Below are 13,295 nucleotides of genomic sequence, written 5' to 3'. Positions count from 1 at the left end.
TTTGTTAATGGTTTGCCTAGGGTGGCTAGGCTACTACCTATGTTGGTCCTGACCGAATCCGTCATCCGCGCCTCCTTCGTCAATTGCAGCCGGGGCGAGGCGAAACGGCTGACCGTTCCAAACGATCTTGAAATGCGCCAGTGGGACGACCTCGACTTTCTCGGCTGGCGGGATCCCGCCGCGCCGCAGCGGGCCTACCTGGTCGCCGAAACCGACGGCAAGCCGGCCGGAGTGGTGCTGCGGGCCGCGACCCACCAGACGGGGCGCGTGCGGCACAGCATGTGCTCGTTCTGCCTGACCACCCACCTCGGCGGTGGCGTCACGTTGATGACCGCCCCGAAGGCCGGTCCGAGCGGACGGCAGGGCGACTCCGTGGGCACGTACCTGTGCTCCGACCTGGCCTGCTCGCTGTACCTGCGGGGAAAGAAGCACGCGGGGCCCCCCGCGCCCGAGCCGCTGCCTCTGCCGGAGCGGATCGACCGCATCAGGACCGCTCTCGCGACGTTCCTTCGCAAGGTCACCGAGTGACGGTTCGCGACAAACCGTGCGGCCGGGGCCCGAGCGTGTGCGGGCCCCGGTCCGCCTCCGGCTAGCGGTCGGTGGCCAGGCGGGCGTGCAGGTGCTCGTCGTAGCGGCGGCCGTCGCCGTACCGGTACGACTCGCGCAGCGTGCCCTCGGCCGGGTAGCCGGCGCGGTCGGCGACCCGGCAGGACGCCGGGTTGGCCACCGCGTGACACAGCTCCACCCGGTGCAGTCCGAGATCCGCGAACGCCCACTCGGTGAGCCGGACGACGGCGCGGACCGCCACCCGACGCCCCCGCGCCGCGGGAACCGTCCAGTAGCCGATGGACGCGTCGCCGTCGTGGATGCGGTGCAGCGACACCGAGCCGAGCAGTTCGCCGTCGGCAGCCGCGGTGACCGCCATCGAGGCATGACCACCCGTGGACCAGTCGGCCCGGCGACGCACCCAGAGCAGCGCGACCTCGTCGTCGATCGGGTCGCCACCCTGCGGGTTCCACTGGGCGATCGCCGGGTCCCGGAGCGCGTCGCGCACCGCCGGGGCGTCCTCATCCCGCCAGGGGCGCAGCAGCAGGTCGGCGGCGGAGAGTTCCACGTGTTCCACGAGGCCGGAGTCTGGCACAACCTGCGGCCTACGCGCCGCCGGATTAACGCCGGTTTCCTTCAAAGCTGCACGATCTCATTGGCGAGGGCGCGGGAAAGTGACCCAGACAACGCTCAACGCTGTTACTTAAATTTTGAAGTAGTGCTACCGTCGTGGACATGACCGAGAGCCTGGACAGCACCCGAGAGGCCGCCTGGCGCGCCTACATCGAGGCCAGCCAGCGTCTCTACACCCAGTTGGAAGAGGATCTACGGGTCGACAGCGACCTCAGCTTCCCCGACTACCACGTGCTGGTCCTGCTCTCCGAGGCACCCGGGCAGCGGCTACGGATGGGCGAGCTGGCCAGCCGGTTGATCTTTTCGCCCAGCCGCCTCACCTACCAGGTCTCCTCCATGCAACGTCGTGGCCTGGTCAGCAAGGAGCCCTGCCCGGACGACCGGCGCGGCAGCGAGGCGGTGCTCACCGCCGCCGGGCTGCTCGCCCTGCGGGAAGCCGCACCCCACCATCTGGCGTCGGTGCGTACCCATCTCATGGACGACCTCGACGATGCCGAGGTCGCCTGCCTCACCCGGGTCTTCGACCGGCTCGGCGAGCGCCTGCGGGCATCGCGGGCCAGCTCGACCACCCCCGCCTCACGCTAGGAGCCTCGACATGCCCGCGATCACCGTCGACAACGTTCTCGTCCTGCCCCGCCTGCCCCAGCTCGACGAGACCACCACGATCCGCCCGGTCCGCACGGTGACCACGGCGCCCAGCGGCTTCGAGGGTGAGGGCTTCCCGGTCCGTCGCGCCTTCGCCGGGGTGTCGACCACCGACCTGGACCCGTTCATCCACCTCGACCAGATGGGCGAGGTGGACTACGCGCCGGGCGAGCCCAAGGGCACTCCGTGGCACCCGCACCGCGGCTTCGAGACCGTCACCTACATCATCGACGGCGTCTTCGACCACCAGGACTCCAACGGCGGGGGCGGCACCATCACCGACGGTGACACCCAGTGGATGACGGCAGGCAGCGGCCTGCTGCACATCGAGGCGCCGCCGGAGCACCTGGTGATGAGCGGCGGGCTCTTCCACGGCACCCAGCTGTGGGTCAACCTGCCCCGCTCGGCCAAGATGAACCCGCCCCGCTACCAGGACATCCGGGGTCGGGAGTCGGCGCTGCTCACCACGCCCGACGGCGGCGCGCTGATCCGGGTCATCGCCGGCGAGGTCGCCGGGCACCGCGGCCCGGGTTCGACCTTCACCCCGATCACCATCACGCACGTCACTGTGCAACCGGGCGCGCAGGTCGACCTGCCCTGGCGGCCCGACTTCAACGCCCTGGTGTACGTGCTGGGCGGTCGCGGCACGGTCGGCGCCGACCGGCGGCCGGTGCGTACCGGCCAGCTCGCGGTGCACGGCCCGGGTGACGCGCTGCGGTTCAGCGCCGACACCGTGCAGGACAGCAACACCCCGGCACTGGACCTCTACATCATGGGTGGTCAGCCGATCAGGGAGCCGGTGGCGCAGTACGGCCCGTTCGTGATGAACACCCGGGACGAGCTGCTCAAGGCGTTCGAGGACTTCCAGGCCGGCCGTCTCGGCGTGATCCCCACCGAGCGGCTCCCGCACACCGGCGGCCAGGGCGCCCGGCCCTGACCACTGTCGGCAGTTGAGTTCGGCGCCGACGCCTCCGGTTCACCCCCGGTGGCGTCGGCGCCGCCTCAGGAGACCGCAAAAATCCCGGCGACGCCCAGAATCACCATCACCAACACCGCTACCAGCGCACCCCGTTCGCTCTCCACCGCCGGCTCGCGGTTCTCGGTCACGGGATTCGTCGTGTCGCGGGGCATTGTGTGGCCTCCTCGGCTGTTGTCGCGTCGCTTCCGTCTGCGTTGGCCAGGTCACCGGTCAGGGGGCCTGGCGTGCGGACCCGCGTCGGGGGTCCTACCGTGAGGACGTTGCCGACCTCCAGGGGGGCTGGACGGTGCCGTTGCAGGACTGGTTTCTCACCGCTGAGGAACGCGCCAACCCGGTCTCTGGCATACCCGTATGGACCACGGGAAACCTCGCCGAGCCGTTGATTCACGGTGCCGCGTACTTCGACCGACTGGTCGACGAGGTCGAGGCCCTGGGCCCCGGCGACCACCTGTTCTTCACCGACTGGCGGGGTGACCCGGACCAGCGACTGCGCCCGGACGGTCCGACAGTTGCCCAACTCTTCGCCCAGGCCGCGCAGCGCGGTGTGGTGGTGAAGGGGTTGATCTGGCGCTCGCACCTCGACGTCCTGGCGTACAGCGAGGCGGAGAACCGCGACCTCAGCGAGACGATCTCGGCCGCCGGTGGCGAGGTGCTGCTTGACCAACGCGTCCGGCGCGGCGGCTCGCACCATCAGAAGCTCGTGGTGCTGCGACACCTGGGCGCGCCCGAGCGGGACGTCGCCTTCGCCGGCGGGATCGACCTGTGCCACAGCCGCCGCGACGACGCCGCGCACCACGGTGACCCGCAACCGGTGCAGATGTCCCCCCGGTACGGACCCAACCCGCCCTGGCACGACGTGCAGCTCGCGGTGCGCGGTCCGGTGGTCGGTGCGTTGGACACCGTGTTCCGGGAACGCTGGACCGACCCGATGCCGCTGGACTCGGAGAACCCGGTGGCCTACCTGCGGGACCGGCTGCGCGGCTCGGACCTGCGCCCCGACCCGCTGCCCGAACAGCCGGCCGATCCGCCGCCCTGCGGTCCGCACCAGATCCAGGTGCTGCGCACCTACCCCGCCGTCCGCCCGCGCTACTCGTTCGCACCGGACGGAGAGCGGACAGTGGCCCGGGGTTACACGAAGGCGGTGCGCCGAGCCCGCCAACTGATCTACCTGGAGGACCAGTACCTCTGGTCGGCCGAGGTCGCGGACCTGTTCGCGCACGCGCTGCGGGACAACCCGGACCTGCACCTGATCGCCGTCGTCCCCCGCCACCCGGACGTGGACGGCAAGCTGGCACTGCCGCCGAACATGGTCGGGCGCGAGCAGGCGCTGTCACTGTGTGAGCGGGCCGCACCGGACCGGGTGCACGTGTTCGACGTGGAGAACCACGCCGGCGACCCGGTCTACGTGCACGCGAAGGTCTGTGTCGTCGACGACGTCTGGGCCAGCGTGGGCAGCGACAACTTCAACCGGCGGTCCTGGACTCACGACAGCGAGTTGTCCTGCGCCGTCCTCGACGAGACCCTGGACCAGCGGGAGCCCGCCGACCCCGCCGGACGGGGCGACGGCGCGCGCAGCTTCGCCCGGGACCTGCGACTGCGGCTGTGGCGCGAGCACCTGGACCGCGACCCGGACGGCGCTGACGACGCCGACCTGCTGGACCCGGCGGACGCCGTCGCGGCCGTCACGGCCGCCGCCGACGCGCTACAGCGGTGGTACGACGACGGCCAGGTGGGGCAACGGCCGCCGGGGCGACTGCGCCCGCACCGCCCCGAACGGCTTCCGTGGTACACCAGGGCCTGGGCGCTGCCCATGTACCGGCTGGTCTACGACCCGGACGGCAGGCCGCTGCGGGCGAGGCTGGCCGGCACCTGGTGAAGCGATCGGGCCGGCTCAGGAGCGGCGACCGCATGCACGTTCAACCCGCCGGGGTAGGCGAACGACGAGCGCGGTGAGTAGTAGCCGAAGCCGATGGTCAGCGGGTTGGCCGGGCGCAGCGCGTACATCGGGTGGCCGCGCTGGAGGAACTCCACCGACTCGATCTCGAACGGGGCGACCGGCTCGGCGACGAACGGGTAGGCCGAGCTGAGCAACTGGCCGTCGCGCCGGGTGAAGTAGCGGTGGTGGCCACTGCTGATCACGTGCCCGGTCTCCCCCACCCGACACCGCGCTCGGATCAACGGCGTGCCGTCGATCTCCGTCTCGGAGAGCAGGTCCTCGCCGTTCACGTCGATCCGGGTGCGCCCGGCGAGCACCGGGGCGCCGCGGGCGAGGGCGTACTCGCGGACCCGCCGGGTGGAGGCCACGTAGTGGGTCCACCAGCCACCGGCGTTGAGGCCGCCCGGCGCATCGACGCCCAGCAGCGAGACGCCGAGGTAGGTCAGCGAGTACGCGCCGAAGCCGGAGGTCTGTGTCTCGTCGTCGACGATGTACTGGTTGAGGAAGACCTGCCGGTCGGGGCGGGGGCAGAGCCCGGGTGGGACGAGCGCGGCGACCGCGTCGGGATCCGCCGGCAGCCAGCTGAAGTAGAGGGTGCGGCTGTTCACGACAAGCTGGGGAGCGGCTGGATCGAGCACGGTGCCTCCGAACCGGGTGTGTACACGCGACGCTACGGCCGGTCCCACCAGCGGGACAAGGACGGATAGTCGACACTCCTGCCGACTTGTCGGATTTCATGTTGACCAGTCGACGCGACCCGTGGGCCGATCGGCCGGACCGGCCGGACCGACCGGGCAGCGGATCCGCAGCGGGAACAACGGGTAAGGATCCTCACAACCACCCGAACTTCCGCCCCACTTGCCCTTTTTGTTGCTCAACACACCTTAAGTACATCAACCTTTCGGCTAGATTTCTGGGAGACGATCAGGTTAAGGTGACTCCCGAACGGCCTATTGGAAGCTAAACCAAAGCGTCACGTCTTTTTTGTCAGCGGACGAGGTGCAGGGAGGACCACCCATGACCGCGCCAACGATCACCGAGCAGCCGAGCGCCCCCGTCAAGGCCACCACCAAGCTTGACCCGCGCGCCCTCACCGACAGCGCCGCCGACCTGCTCAACGCGATGGCGGCGCTGCCCGCCAACCACCCGTCGCGCGCCGCCCTGCGGGACCGGGCGATCGAGGCCTGGCTGCCGCTCGCCAACCACCTGGCCCACCGCTACAGCGGGCGCGGCGAGCCGAACGACGACCTGGCGCAGACCGCCGCGATCGGCCTGATCAAGGCCATCGACAAGTTCGACCCCGAGCGCGGTGTCGACTTCGCCGGTTACGCGATCCCCACCATCATCGGCGAGCTCAAGCGGCACTTCCGGGACCGCACCTGGGACATCCGGGTGCCCCGCCGGCTCCAGGAGCTGCGGCTGGCCATCTCCGACGCCAACAGCTCGCTGCTGCAGACCCTCGGCCGCTCGCCGACGGTCGCCGACATCGCCGCGCACCTCAAGCTCACCGAGGAAGAGGTGCTGGAGGGCCTGGAAGGCGCCCGCGCGTACAACGCGGTGTCGCTGTCCACCCCGACCGGCGACGGCGAGCGCGCCACCGAGCTGGGCGACATGCTCGGCGGCGAGGACAGCGAGTTCGAGCTGGCTGAGCTGCGCGTGGCCCTCGGCCCGGCGCTGGCCACCCTCGACGAGCGCGAGCAGAAGATCCTCACGCTGCGCTTCTACGGCAACCTGACCCAGTCGCAGATCGCCGACCAGATCGGTGTCTCGCAGATGCACGTCTCGCGGCTGCTGACCCGGGCGCTGACCAAGCTGCGCGGCCAGCTCGACGGCACGTACTGACAGTTCGACGAGGGAAGGGCCGGGTCCGTGGACCCGGCCCTTCCCTCTGTCCGTGCTGTCACGCGAGCGTTACAGTGCGACCACAGGATGTGCTGCTCGCGTCGACCTGACCGACTCAGTGCCCGACGGGCTCGCGCCACATCGGCCAGAACGGCGTGCCGTCAGGCACCCGGAACGGCTCGCCGGCCAGGTAGCCGTGCTTCGCGTACAGGTCCCGGCTGCGCGGGCTGCTCGCCTCCAGGTACGCCGGCATTCCGTTGGCGTCCAGCCAGGCGTGGTGGTGGCGCATCAGCGCGCTTCCCAATCCCTGCCCCTGCCGGTCGGGCCGGGTCGCCAGGAACGCGAGGTGGTGGTGATCCGGATGCGGGTGGTGCGCCGCGAACAGCTCGTCGAGGTGCTGGAACCGGTCGGTCCACTCACCGCAGGCGGCGGCCAGTCGGGCGTCGTAGTCCGCCGGCGGCGGCGCCGGCTCACCGACCGACGGAAACCACACCGCGACCGAGGCCCGGTCCGCTGTGGCGTGGACGATGCCGTGCCGCATCGCGTGCCCGACCAGGATCTCGAAGTCGCCGGCCAGTACCGCCTCCCGCTTGCTCGGGTCGGGCACCAGCCAGTAGGTCACCTCCAGGACGGTGAACGCCTCGGCGATCCGACCCGCCACGAGCGTGGTCTCCTCCGGCCCGAGTTGCTCGATGACCACGCTCATCGGGTCACCTCCACGGCGGCCGGCGCGTCCGGCTTGACGGCGGCCGTGGCGCTCGCCGCCCCCAGACCGATCCGGGCGTACGTGTCCGGGCGGTTGCTGCGCAGCAGCAGGGCCCAGCCGATGCCCAGCAGGGCCGCCACCGGGTACGCGGCGGGCAGCGCCCAGCGCAGCGTCGAGTCCGGCGCGACGCCGAGCAGGTTGGCGAAGTTCGACACGGCCAACCAGATGATCACGAAGAGCGCGATGGTTGCCAGGCCGGGCGCGATGGCCCGTCGCCAGAGGTTCTCGCCCCCGGCGGAGCGGGCGAAGTAGGCGATCACCGCCACCGAGGTGGTGGCGATCAGCAGCAGGACACCGAAGCCGCCGGTGGTGCCGACCCAGAAGAAGAGCTGGACCACCGGATCCCAGCCGTTGATCGCGTACAGCAGGATGACCAGCAGTCCGAGGACGCTCTGCGCCACCGAGGCGGCCCGCGGCGCTCCGGTACGAGCCGAGGTCTGCCCGAACACCGCTGGCAGCACCCGTTCCCGACCGAGGGCGAAGGTGTAGCGGGCCGTGGTGTTGTGGAACGAGATCATCGCGGCGAGCACCGAGGTCAGGAAGAGCACCTGCCCGATGGTGACAGCGGTGTCGCCGAGGTGCGCGGCGGCCAGGTTGAAGATGAGCCCGACGCTCTGCTCGCCGGCCTCGGCGACGATCTGGTCCTGCCCGACCGCGACGGTCATGGTCCAGGACGACAACGCGTACAGCCCGGCGATGATCGCCACCGAGAGGTAGGTGGCCAGCGGCACGGTGCGCTTCGGGTCCTTGCTCTCCTCGCTGAAGACCACCGCCGACTCGAAGCCGACGAAGCCGAGGACGGCGAGCACCAGCACCGCGCCGACACCCGGCACGAAGAGGTTGTCCGGTGAGAACGGGGCGAAGCTGACCCCACCCTCGGCCGGGTTGCCGAGCTGTCCCAGGTCGAAGACGAGGACCACCACGATCTCGGCGACCAGCAGCGCGGCCAGGACCATGCCGTTGAGGTCGACCCGGAGCAGGCCGAGCAGGCCGACCAACGCCCACGCCACCAGGGCCACGACGCTCCAGTGCGGGTGCCCGCCGAAGAGCCGGTCGAGCACCGGCTCGGCCGCCACGCCGATGGTGCCGTACAGCCCGACCTGCAACGCGTTGTACGCGATCAGCGCGACCCAGGCGGCGCCCACGCCGGCCGGTCGGCCGAGGCCGCGAGAGACGTAGGCGTAGAAGGCGCCGGCGTTCTCCACCCGGCGGGACATCGCCACGTAACCCACCGAGAAGAGCGCGAGCACCGCGGCGATCAGCAGGAACGCCAGGGGGATGCCGGTCACCCCGATGACGCCGTAGCCGGTGGTGACGACGCCGGCCACCACTGTCAGCGGCGCGGCGGCGGAGAGGACGAAGAAGATCACCGAGGGGATGCCGAGGCGGCCTCGGGCCAGGGCTTCGGAGACGTTGCTGGGTCGGTCGACTGTCGATGTCGGGGGCATACGACTACTCCGATTGTCGAGGGGAGGGTTGGGGGTTACCGGAGGGGATCACGGGATGCCGCGCAGCACGGCGGCGCCGACGGCGGCCTCGGTGTGCCCGACGAGTTCCTTGAGTGGCGCCGGCAGCGCGGGGATGAGGACGTTCAACCGGTGGTGCGCGCGGGGGCCGGCGCTCCACAGCACCTCGCGGGTCAGCCCCGCGGCCACTACCAGGCCGAGCAGCAGGGCGTCCGGCACACCCGGCGGGTCCGGCCGGTCCAGCAGGGCCCGTAGCCGGGTGGCCGGCCAGGCCACCGCGTTGAGGTCGATCGGCAGGTAGCTGACGGTGGTACGCAGCAGCCGGCGACTCTCCTGGCGGCGCAGCACCCCGGCGCGGGCCAACCGCTCCCCCACCGAGGCCGTGGCGCTCTGCGCCAGGAAGCTCAACCAGGTGCGCAGCTCCCGGTGCTGGGACTCGCCGACCAACTGGTCCAGCACCGTGTGCGCCAGGGCATCGGCCGGGGGACGCCGGTCGATGACGGTGATCTGCCCGGCCGTGACCGTGATGTGTCCATAGAGGAGCAGCTCGCCGAGGAGCCCACCGGCCAACCCGAGCCCGGTCGCCGCCGGGTGCAGTTTGGCCTTGCCACGACTGTCGTTGTGTGCGATCAGGAAGAACTCGTCGGCGATGAGCAACGGTCCTCCCGCACAGGTGTGTCCACAGTGATCGCGACCGGGAAAGGATGCACCGACAGCTACTGCAACGCAACTCCCAGATTTGAAAGTTGCACTCCGTGCATCTGCGACCTGCGGATCTTGTCGTGGCAGACTCGGACGGTGACCGCCACTCCCGCCATCCGACCCGCCGCCAGCCCGACCGTGCGGCGACGCCGCATCGCCCGGGAACTCCGCCAACTTCGGGAACGCGCGGGCATGACCCTCGATGTGGCAGCCCGTCAGCTCGACATGTCGAAGAGCAACCTCTCCCGGATCGAGACCGCGCAGATCGGCATCAAACCGCGCGACGTCCGGGCCGCTCTCGCGCTGTACCAGGTGACCGGTTCGGATGCCGAGGCGCTCATCGAGATCGCCAGGGGGGCACAGCAGCGCGGCTGGTGGCAGAACTACAGCGACGTGCTCCCCGAGTGGTTCGAGTTCTACGTCGGGCTGGAGGCGGAGGCGGCGGCGCTGCGCACGTACGAGGCCGAGTCGGTGCCCGGACTGCTGCAGACCGAGGCGTACGCCCGGGAGATCTTCCGACGCACCGCCGGCGAGGACGGCCTGGAGCGCAAGATCGCCGCCCGGCTGCGTCGGCAGGAGGTGCTGCGCCGCGAGGACCCTGTCGATCTGTCGGTGATCCTCAACGAGGCGGTGCTCCTGCGCCCGGTCGGCGGGGCCGCGGTGATGGCCGAACAACTCGTCCACATGAGCCGGATCGCTCAACTACCCAACGTGACAATCCAGGTACTTCCCTTCACCGCTGGCGGGCATCCCGCGATGAGCACCCCGTACGTGATCCTCAACTTCGCCGATGCCGCCGACGCGTCAGTGGTTTACCTGGATAACCTCACGATGGGGCTGGCTCTGGAGGAAGGCGATCATGTGCTCGGGTATAGCCTTCTGCACGAGGAGCTGTGCCGGATGGCGCTCGATCCGACGGCGTCGTTGACCCGTCTTGAGCATGCTTCTCGTAACTTTGCGTGACCGCCTCTGCGGCACGCCGACGCAGACGAGAGGTACCGCGGATGACGGCGTACGACCTGACCCGAGCGGACTGGCGCACCAGCACGCGCAGCAGCGGCAACGGCAACTGCGTGGAGGTAGCGACAGTCGACGGTCAGGTCGCCGTCCGGGACAGCAAGGACCGCTCCGGCCCGGTGCTCGCCTTCGGTGCGACGGCCTGGCGGGCCTTCGTGCTCGGCGTCGGCGAGGTCCGTCGCTCCTGACGCACCCGTCCCGGTGCGAGACTGGGCCGTGCTCTCCGACGTAACAGTTGACCTGCCGGTCCGTCCGGTGCTGCCGGCGCTGGTCGCGGCACTCGACGCGGCCGGCGCCGGTGTGCTGGTGGCCCCGCCGGGCACCGGCAAGACCACCCTCGCGCCGCTGGCGGTGGCCGACCGGGTGACCGGTCGGGTGGTGATCGCCCAACCCCGCCGGGTGGCGGCCCGTGCGGCTGCCCGGCGCATGGCCGAGCTGCTCGGTGAGCGGGTCGGTGAACGGGTCGGCTACGCGGTACGCGGCGAGCGCCGGGTCGGTCCGGCGACCCGGATCGAGGTGGTCACCACCGGCCTGCTGGTCCGCCGGCTGCACCACGACCCGGAGCTACCCGGCACGGGTGCGGTGCTGCTCGACGAGTGCCACGAACGCCAACTCGACGCCGACCTCGCGCTGGCCTTCACAGTGGAGGCGCGCGCCACCCTCCGGCCGGACCTGTGGCTGCTGGCGATGTCGGCGACCCCGGACACCGACCGGTTCGCCGCGCTGCTGGGCGGGCCGGCCCCGGCCCCGGTGGTACGGGCCGACTCGGCGTTGCACCCGGTGCAGCGGATCTGGGTGCCCCCGGCGCGTCCGATCGCCCCGCCCGGGGCCGGACCGGTGGACCGGGCCCTGCTCGACCACGTGGCCGCCACCGTCCGGCGTGCGCTGCGTGAGCACGACGGCGACGTGCTCGTCTTCCTGCCCGGCGCCGGCGAGATCGCGGCGGTCACCGGCCGGCTGGCCGACCTGCGGGACGCGGTCGCGCTGCTGCCGCTGCACGGCCGTCAACGCGGCGCCGAGCAGGACGCCGCGCTGCGTCGCGCGGACCGGCGGCGGGTGGTGCTGGCCACCGCGCTGGCCGAGACCAGTCTGACCGTCCCGGGTGTGCGGATCGTGGTGGACGCCGGGCTGTCCCGGGTGCCCCGGATCGACCTGGCCCGTGGGCTGGGCGCGCTGGTCACCGTGCCGGTCTCCCGCGCCGCCGCCACCCAGCGGGCCGGCCGGGCCGGCCGGGAGGCCCCCGGGTACGTCTACCGCTGCTGGTCGGCGGCCACCCACGAGCGGCTGCCCGCCCGTGCCGAGCCGGAGATCGCCACCGCCGACCTGACCGGCTTCGCGTTGGAGCTGGCCGCCTGGGGTCGACCGGACGGCGTCGGGCTCGCGTTGCCCGACGCGCCACCGGCCGCCGCGATGACAGTGGCCCGGGACACCCTGCAGACCCTGGGCGCTGTCGACGCCGACGGTCGGATCACGGCACGGGGGCGGTCGATCGCCGCCGCCGGGGCGCACCCACGGCTGGCTCGGGCGCTGCTCGACGGTGCCGGCCGGGTCGGCGCCGACCGGGCCGCCGAGGTGGTCGCCCTGCTCGCCGAGGAGAGCGCGGCCGGCCCCGGTGACGATCTGGTCGCCGGTTGGCGTCGGCTGCGCACCGGCGTGGACGCGGGCGCGACCGCCCGCTGGCGCACCGAGGTACGCCGGCTGCGGGCCGCGCTGCCTGCCGGCGCCCCGCCGAAGGGCCGCGCCGACGCCACCGGCCGCACCGGCTCGGGTGGGCTGAGCGACGATCTCGCCGCCGGGCTGCTCGTCGGTCTGGCGTACCCGGAACGGTTGGCCCGGGTGCGGCGGCCGGGCGGTTCGGCGTACCTGATGACCGGCGGGACCGCCGCGGAGCTGGCGGCCGGCTCAGGCCTGGCCGGGTCCGACTGGCTGGCGGTGGCAGTCGCGGACCGCACCCCCGGCGCGCCGTCGGCCCGCATCCGCCGGGCCTCCCCGGTGGACGAGGCGACGGCCCGGGAGGCGGCCGGTCCGTTGCTGCGCACCGGCCGCGAGGTCGGCTGGTCCGACGGGGACGTGGTGGCCCGGGAGGTGACCCGGCTGGGCGCGATCGAGCTGGTCCAGCGGCGGCTGGACCGGCCGGACCGGGCGGAGGTGGCCGCCGCGCTGCTGACCGGACTACGCCAGGACGGGCTGGGCCTGTTGCAGTGGACGCCAGCGGCTCGGGCGCTGCGCGAGCGGCTCGCGTTCCTGCGGCACCACCTGGGCGAGCCGTGGCCGGAGGTCGGCGACGACTCGTTGCTCGACACCGCGCCGACGTGGCTGGGCCCGGAGCTGGCCGCCGCGCGACGCCGGGCCGACCTGGCGCGAGTGGACGTGTCGTCGGCGCTGCGTCGGCTGCTGCCCTGGGCGCAGGCCGCCCGCCTCGACGAGCTGGCCCCGGAGCGGATCGAGGTGCCGAGTGGCTCTCGGATCCGGCTGGACTACGGCGACCCGGCCGCGCCGGTGCTCGCCGTGAAGCTTCAGGAGACGTTCGGCTGGCCAGCGGCCCCCCGCATCGCCGATGGTCGGGTGCCGGTGCTGCTGCACCTGCTCTCCCCCGCCGGCCGGCCGGTGGCGGTCACCGCCGACCTGGCGTCGTTCTGGCGTACCGGCTATCCGCAGGTCCGCTCCGAGCTGCGCGGGCGCTATCCCCGGCACCCGTGGCCGGAGGATCCGGGAACGGCGACACCCACCCGGCACGCCACGCCACGTCGGCGCTGAGCGCCG

Annotated in this window: 14 protein-coding genes; 8 read left to right on the top strand and 6 right to left on the bottom strand. The window is 71.9% G+C overall.

The annotated features are described in order from the left end of the window. Positions 1-39: 39 nt before the first annotated feature. Complete coding sequence (locus AB0K35_RS18360) at positions 40-528, top strand: FBP domain-containing protein (RefSeq protein WP_363886426.1); 489 nt, start codon at positions 40-42, stop codon at positions 526-528. A 61-nt stretch (positions 529-589) separates the two neighbouring features. On the opposite strand, the gene AB0K35_RS18355 is transcribed toward AB0K35_RS18360, so the two are convergent. Next, positions 590-1,123 carry a GNAT family protein gene (locus AB0K35_RS18355; protein ID WP_238669906.1) on the bottom strand — a complete coding sequence of 178 codons (534 nt, stop codon included), beginning with the start codon at positions 1,121-1,123 and terminating at the stop codon, positions 590-592. Positions 1,124-1,281: 158 nt separating this feature from the next. Between AB0K35_RS18355 and AB0K35_RS18350 the strand changes: the two genes are divergently transcribed. Both AB0K35_RS18350 and AB0K35_RS18345 read left to right on the top strand, forming a co-directional pair. After that, positions 1,282-1,764, top strand: a complete 483-nt coding sequence (locus AB0K35_RS18350) for a MarR family transcriptional regulator (protein ID WP_238669905.1) — start codon at positions 1,282-1,284, stop codon at positions 1,762-1,764. A 10-nt stretch (positions 1,765-1,774) separates the two neighbouring features. Beyond that, positions 1,775-2,761 carry a pirin family protein gene (locus AB0K35_RS18345; protein WP_238669904.1) on the top strand — a complete coding sequence of 329 codons (987 nt, stop codon included), beginning with the start codon at positions 1,775-1,777 and terminating at the stop codon, positions 2,759-2,761. A 65-nt stretch (positions 2,762-2,826) separates the two neighbouring features. On the opposite strand, the gene AB0K35_RS18340 is transcribed toward AB0K35_RS18345, so the two are convergent. Continuing rightward, positions 2,827-2,955, bottom strand: coding sequence for a hypothetical protein (locus AB0K35_RS18340; protein ID WP_256441970.1), 129 nt, complete (start codon positions 2,953-2,955; stop codon positions 2,827-2,829). A 134-nt stretch (positions 2,956-3,089) separates the two neighbouring features. Here AB0K35_RS18340 and AB0K35_RS18335 point away from each other — a divergent pair, with 134 nt between their 5' ends. After that, a complete protein-coding gene (locus AB0K35_RS18335; RefSeq protein WP_357361300.1) occupies positions 3,090-4,679 on the top strand; it encodes a phospholipase D-like domain-containing protein in 1,590 nt (529 codons plus the stop codon). Here AB0K35_RS18335 and AB0K35_RS18330 read toward each other — a convergent pair. Continuing rightward, positions 4,628-5,377 carry a hypothetical protein gene (locus AB0K35_RS18330; RefSeq protein ID WP_238669902.1) on the bottom strand — a complete coding sequence of 250 codons (750 nt, stop codon included), beginning with the start codon at positions 5,375-5,377 and terminating at the stop codon, positions 4,628-4,630. The genes AB0K35_RS18335 and AB0K35_RS18330 overlap by 52 nt on opposite strands. Before the next feature lie 379 nt (positions 5,378-5,756). Between AB0K35_RS18330 and AB0K35_RS18325 the strand changes: the two genes are divergently transcribed. Continuing rightward, positions 5,757-6,581 (top strand): SigB/SigF/SigG family RNA polymerase sigma factor, encoded by an 825-nt coding sequence (locus tag AB0K35_RS18325; RefSeq protein WP_238669901.1) that lies wholly within the window; start codon positions 5,757-5,759, stop codon positions 6,579-6,581. 115 nt (positions 6,582-6,696) lie between these two features. On the opposite strand, the gene AB0K35_RS18320 is transcribed toward AB0K35_RS18325, so the two are convergent. Genes AB0K35_RS18320 through AB0K35_RS18310 form a run of 3 tightly spaced genes read right to left on the bottom strand, consistent with a single transcriptional unit; the run spans position 6,697 to position 9,470 of the window. Further along, entirely contained in the window at positions 6,697-7,287 is a 591-nt protein-coding gene (locus AB0K35_RS18320) for a GNAT family N-acetyltransferase (RefSeq protein WP_238669900.1), read from the bottom strand. Beyond that, a complete protein-coding gene (locus AB0K35_RS18315) occupies positions 7,284-8,795 on the bottom strand; it encodes an APC family permease (protein WP_238669899.1) in 1,512 nt (503 codons plus the stop codon). Before AB0K35_RS18315 ends, AB0K35_RS18320 begins: the two co-directional genes overlap by 4 nt. A gap of 48 nt (positions 8,796-8,843) precedes the next feature. Further along, positions 8,844-9,470 carry a GPP34 family phosphoprotein gene (locus tag AB0K35_RS18310; RefSeq protein ID WP_363886420.1) on the bottom strand — a complete coding sequence of 209 codons (627 nt, stop codon included), beginning with the start codon at positions 9,468-9,470 and terminating at the stop codon, positions 8,844-8,846. Between the two features lie 183 nt (positions 9,471-9,653). Between AB0K35_RS18310 and AB0K35_RS18305 the strand changes: the two genes are divergently transcribed. The 3 genes from AB0K35_RS18305 to hrpB are packed head-to-tail and all read left to right on the top strand — an operon-like array spanning position 9,654 to position 13,289. Beyond that, positions 9,654-10,478, top strand: a complete 825-nt coding sequence (locus AB0K35_RS18305) for a helix-turn-helix transcriptional regulator (RefSeq protein WP_308193514.1) — start codon at positions 9,654-9,656, stop codon at positions 10,476-10,478. A gap of 41 nt (positions 10,479-10,519) precedes the next feature. After that, complete coding sequence (locus AB0K35_RS18300; RefSeq protein WP_112678514.1) at positions 10,520-10,720, top strand: DUF397 domain-containing protein; 201 nt, start codon at positions 10,520-10,522, stop codon at positions 10,718-10,720. A 28-nt stretch (positions 10,721-10,748) separates the two neighbouring features. Then, positions 10,749-13,289: an ATP-dependent helicase HrpB gene (hrpB, locus tag AB0K35_RS18295; RefSeq protein WP_363886417.1), complete on the top strand. Its 2,541-nt coding sequence runs from the start codon at positions 10,749-10,751 to the stop codon at positions 13,287-13,289. The last annotated feature ends 6 nt before the right edge of the window (positions 13,290-13,295 follow it).

Origin of the sequence: Micromonospora sp. NPDC053740, from assembly GCF_040677775.1 — a bacterium.
Taxonomy (GTDB): Bacteria; Actinomycetota; Actinomycetes; order Mycobacteriales; family Micromonosporaceae; genus Micromonospora; species Micromonospora alfalfae.
Note: the sequence above shows the minus strand (reverse complement) of the source record. Positions and strands in the feature narration are given on the sequence as shown.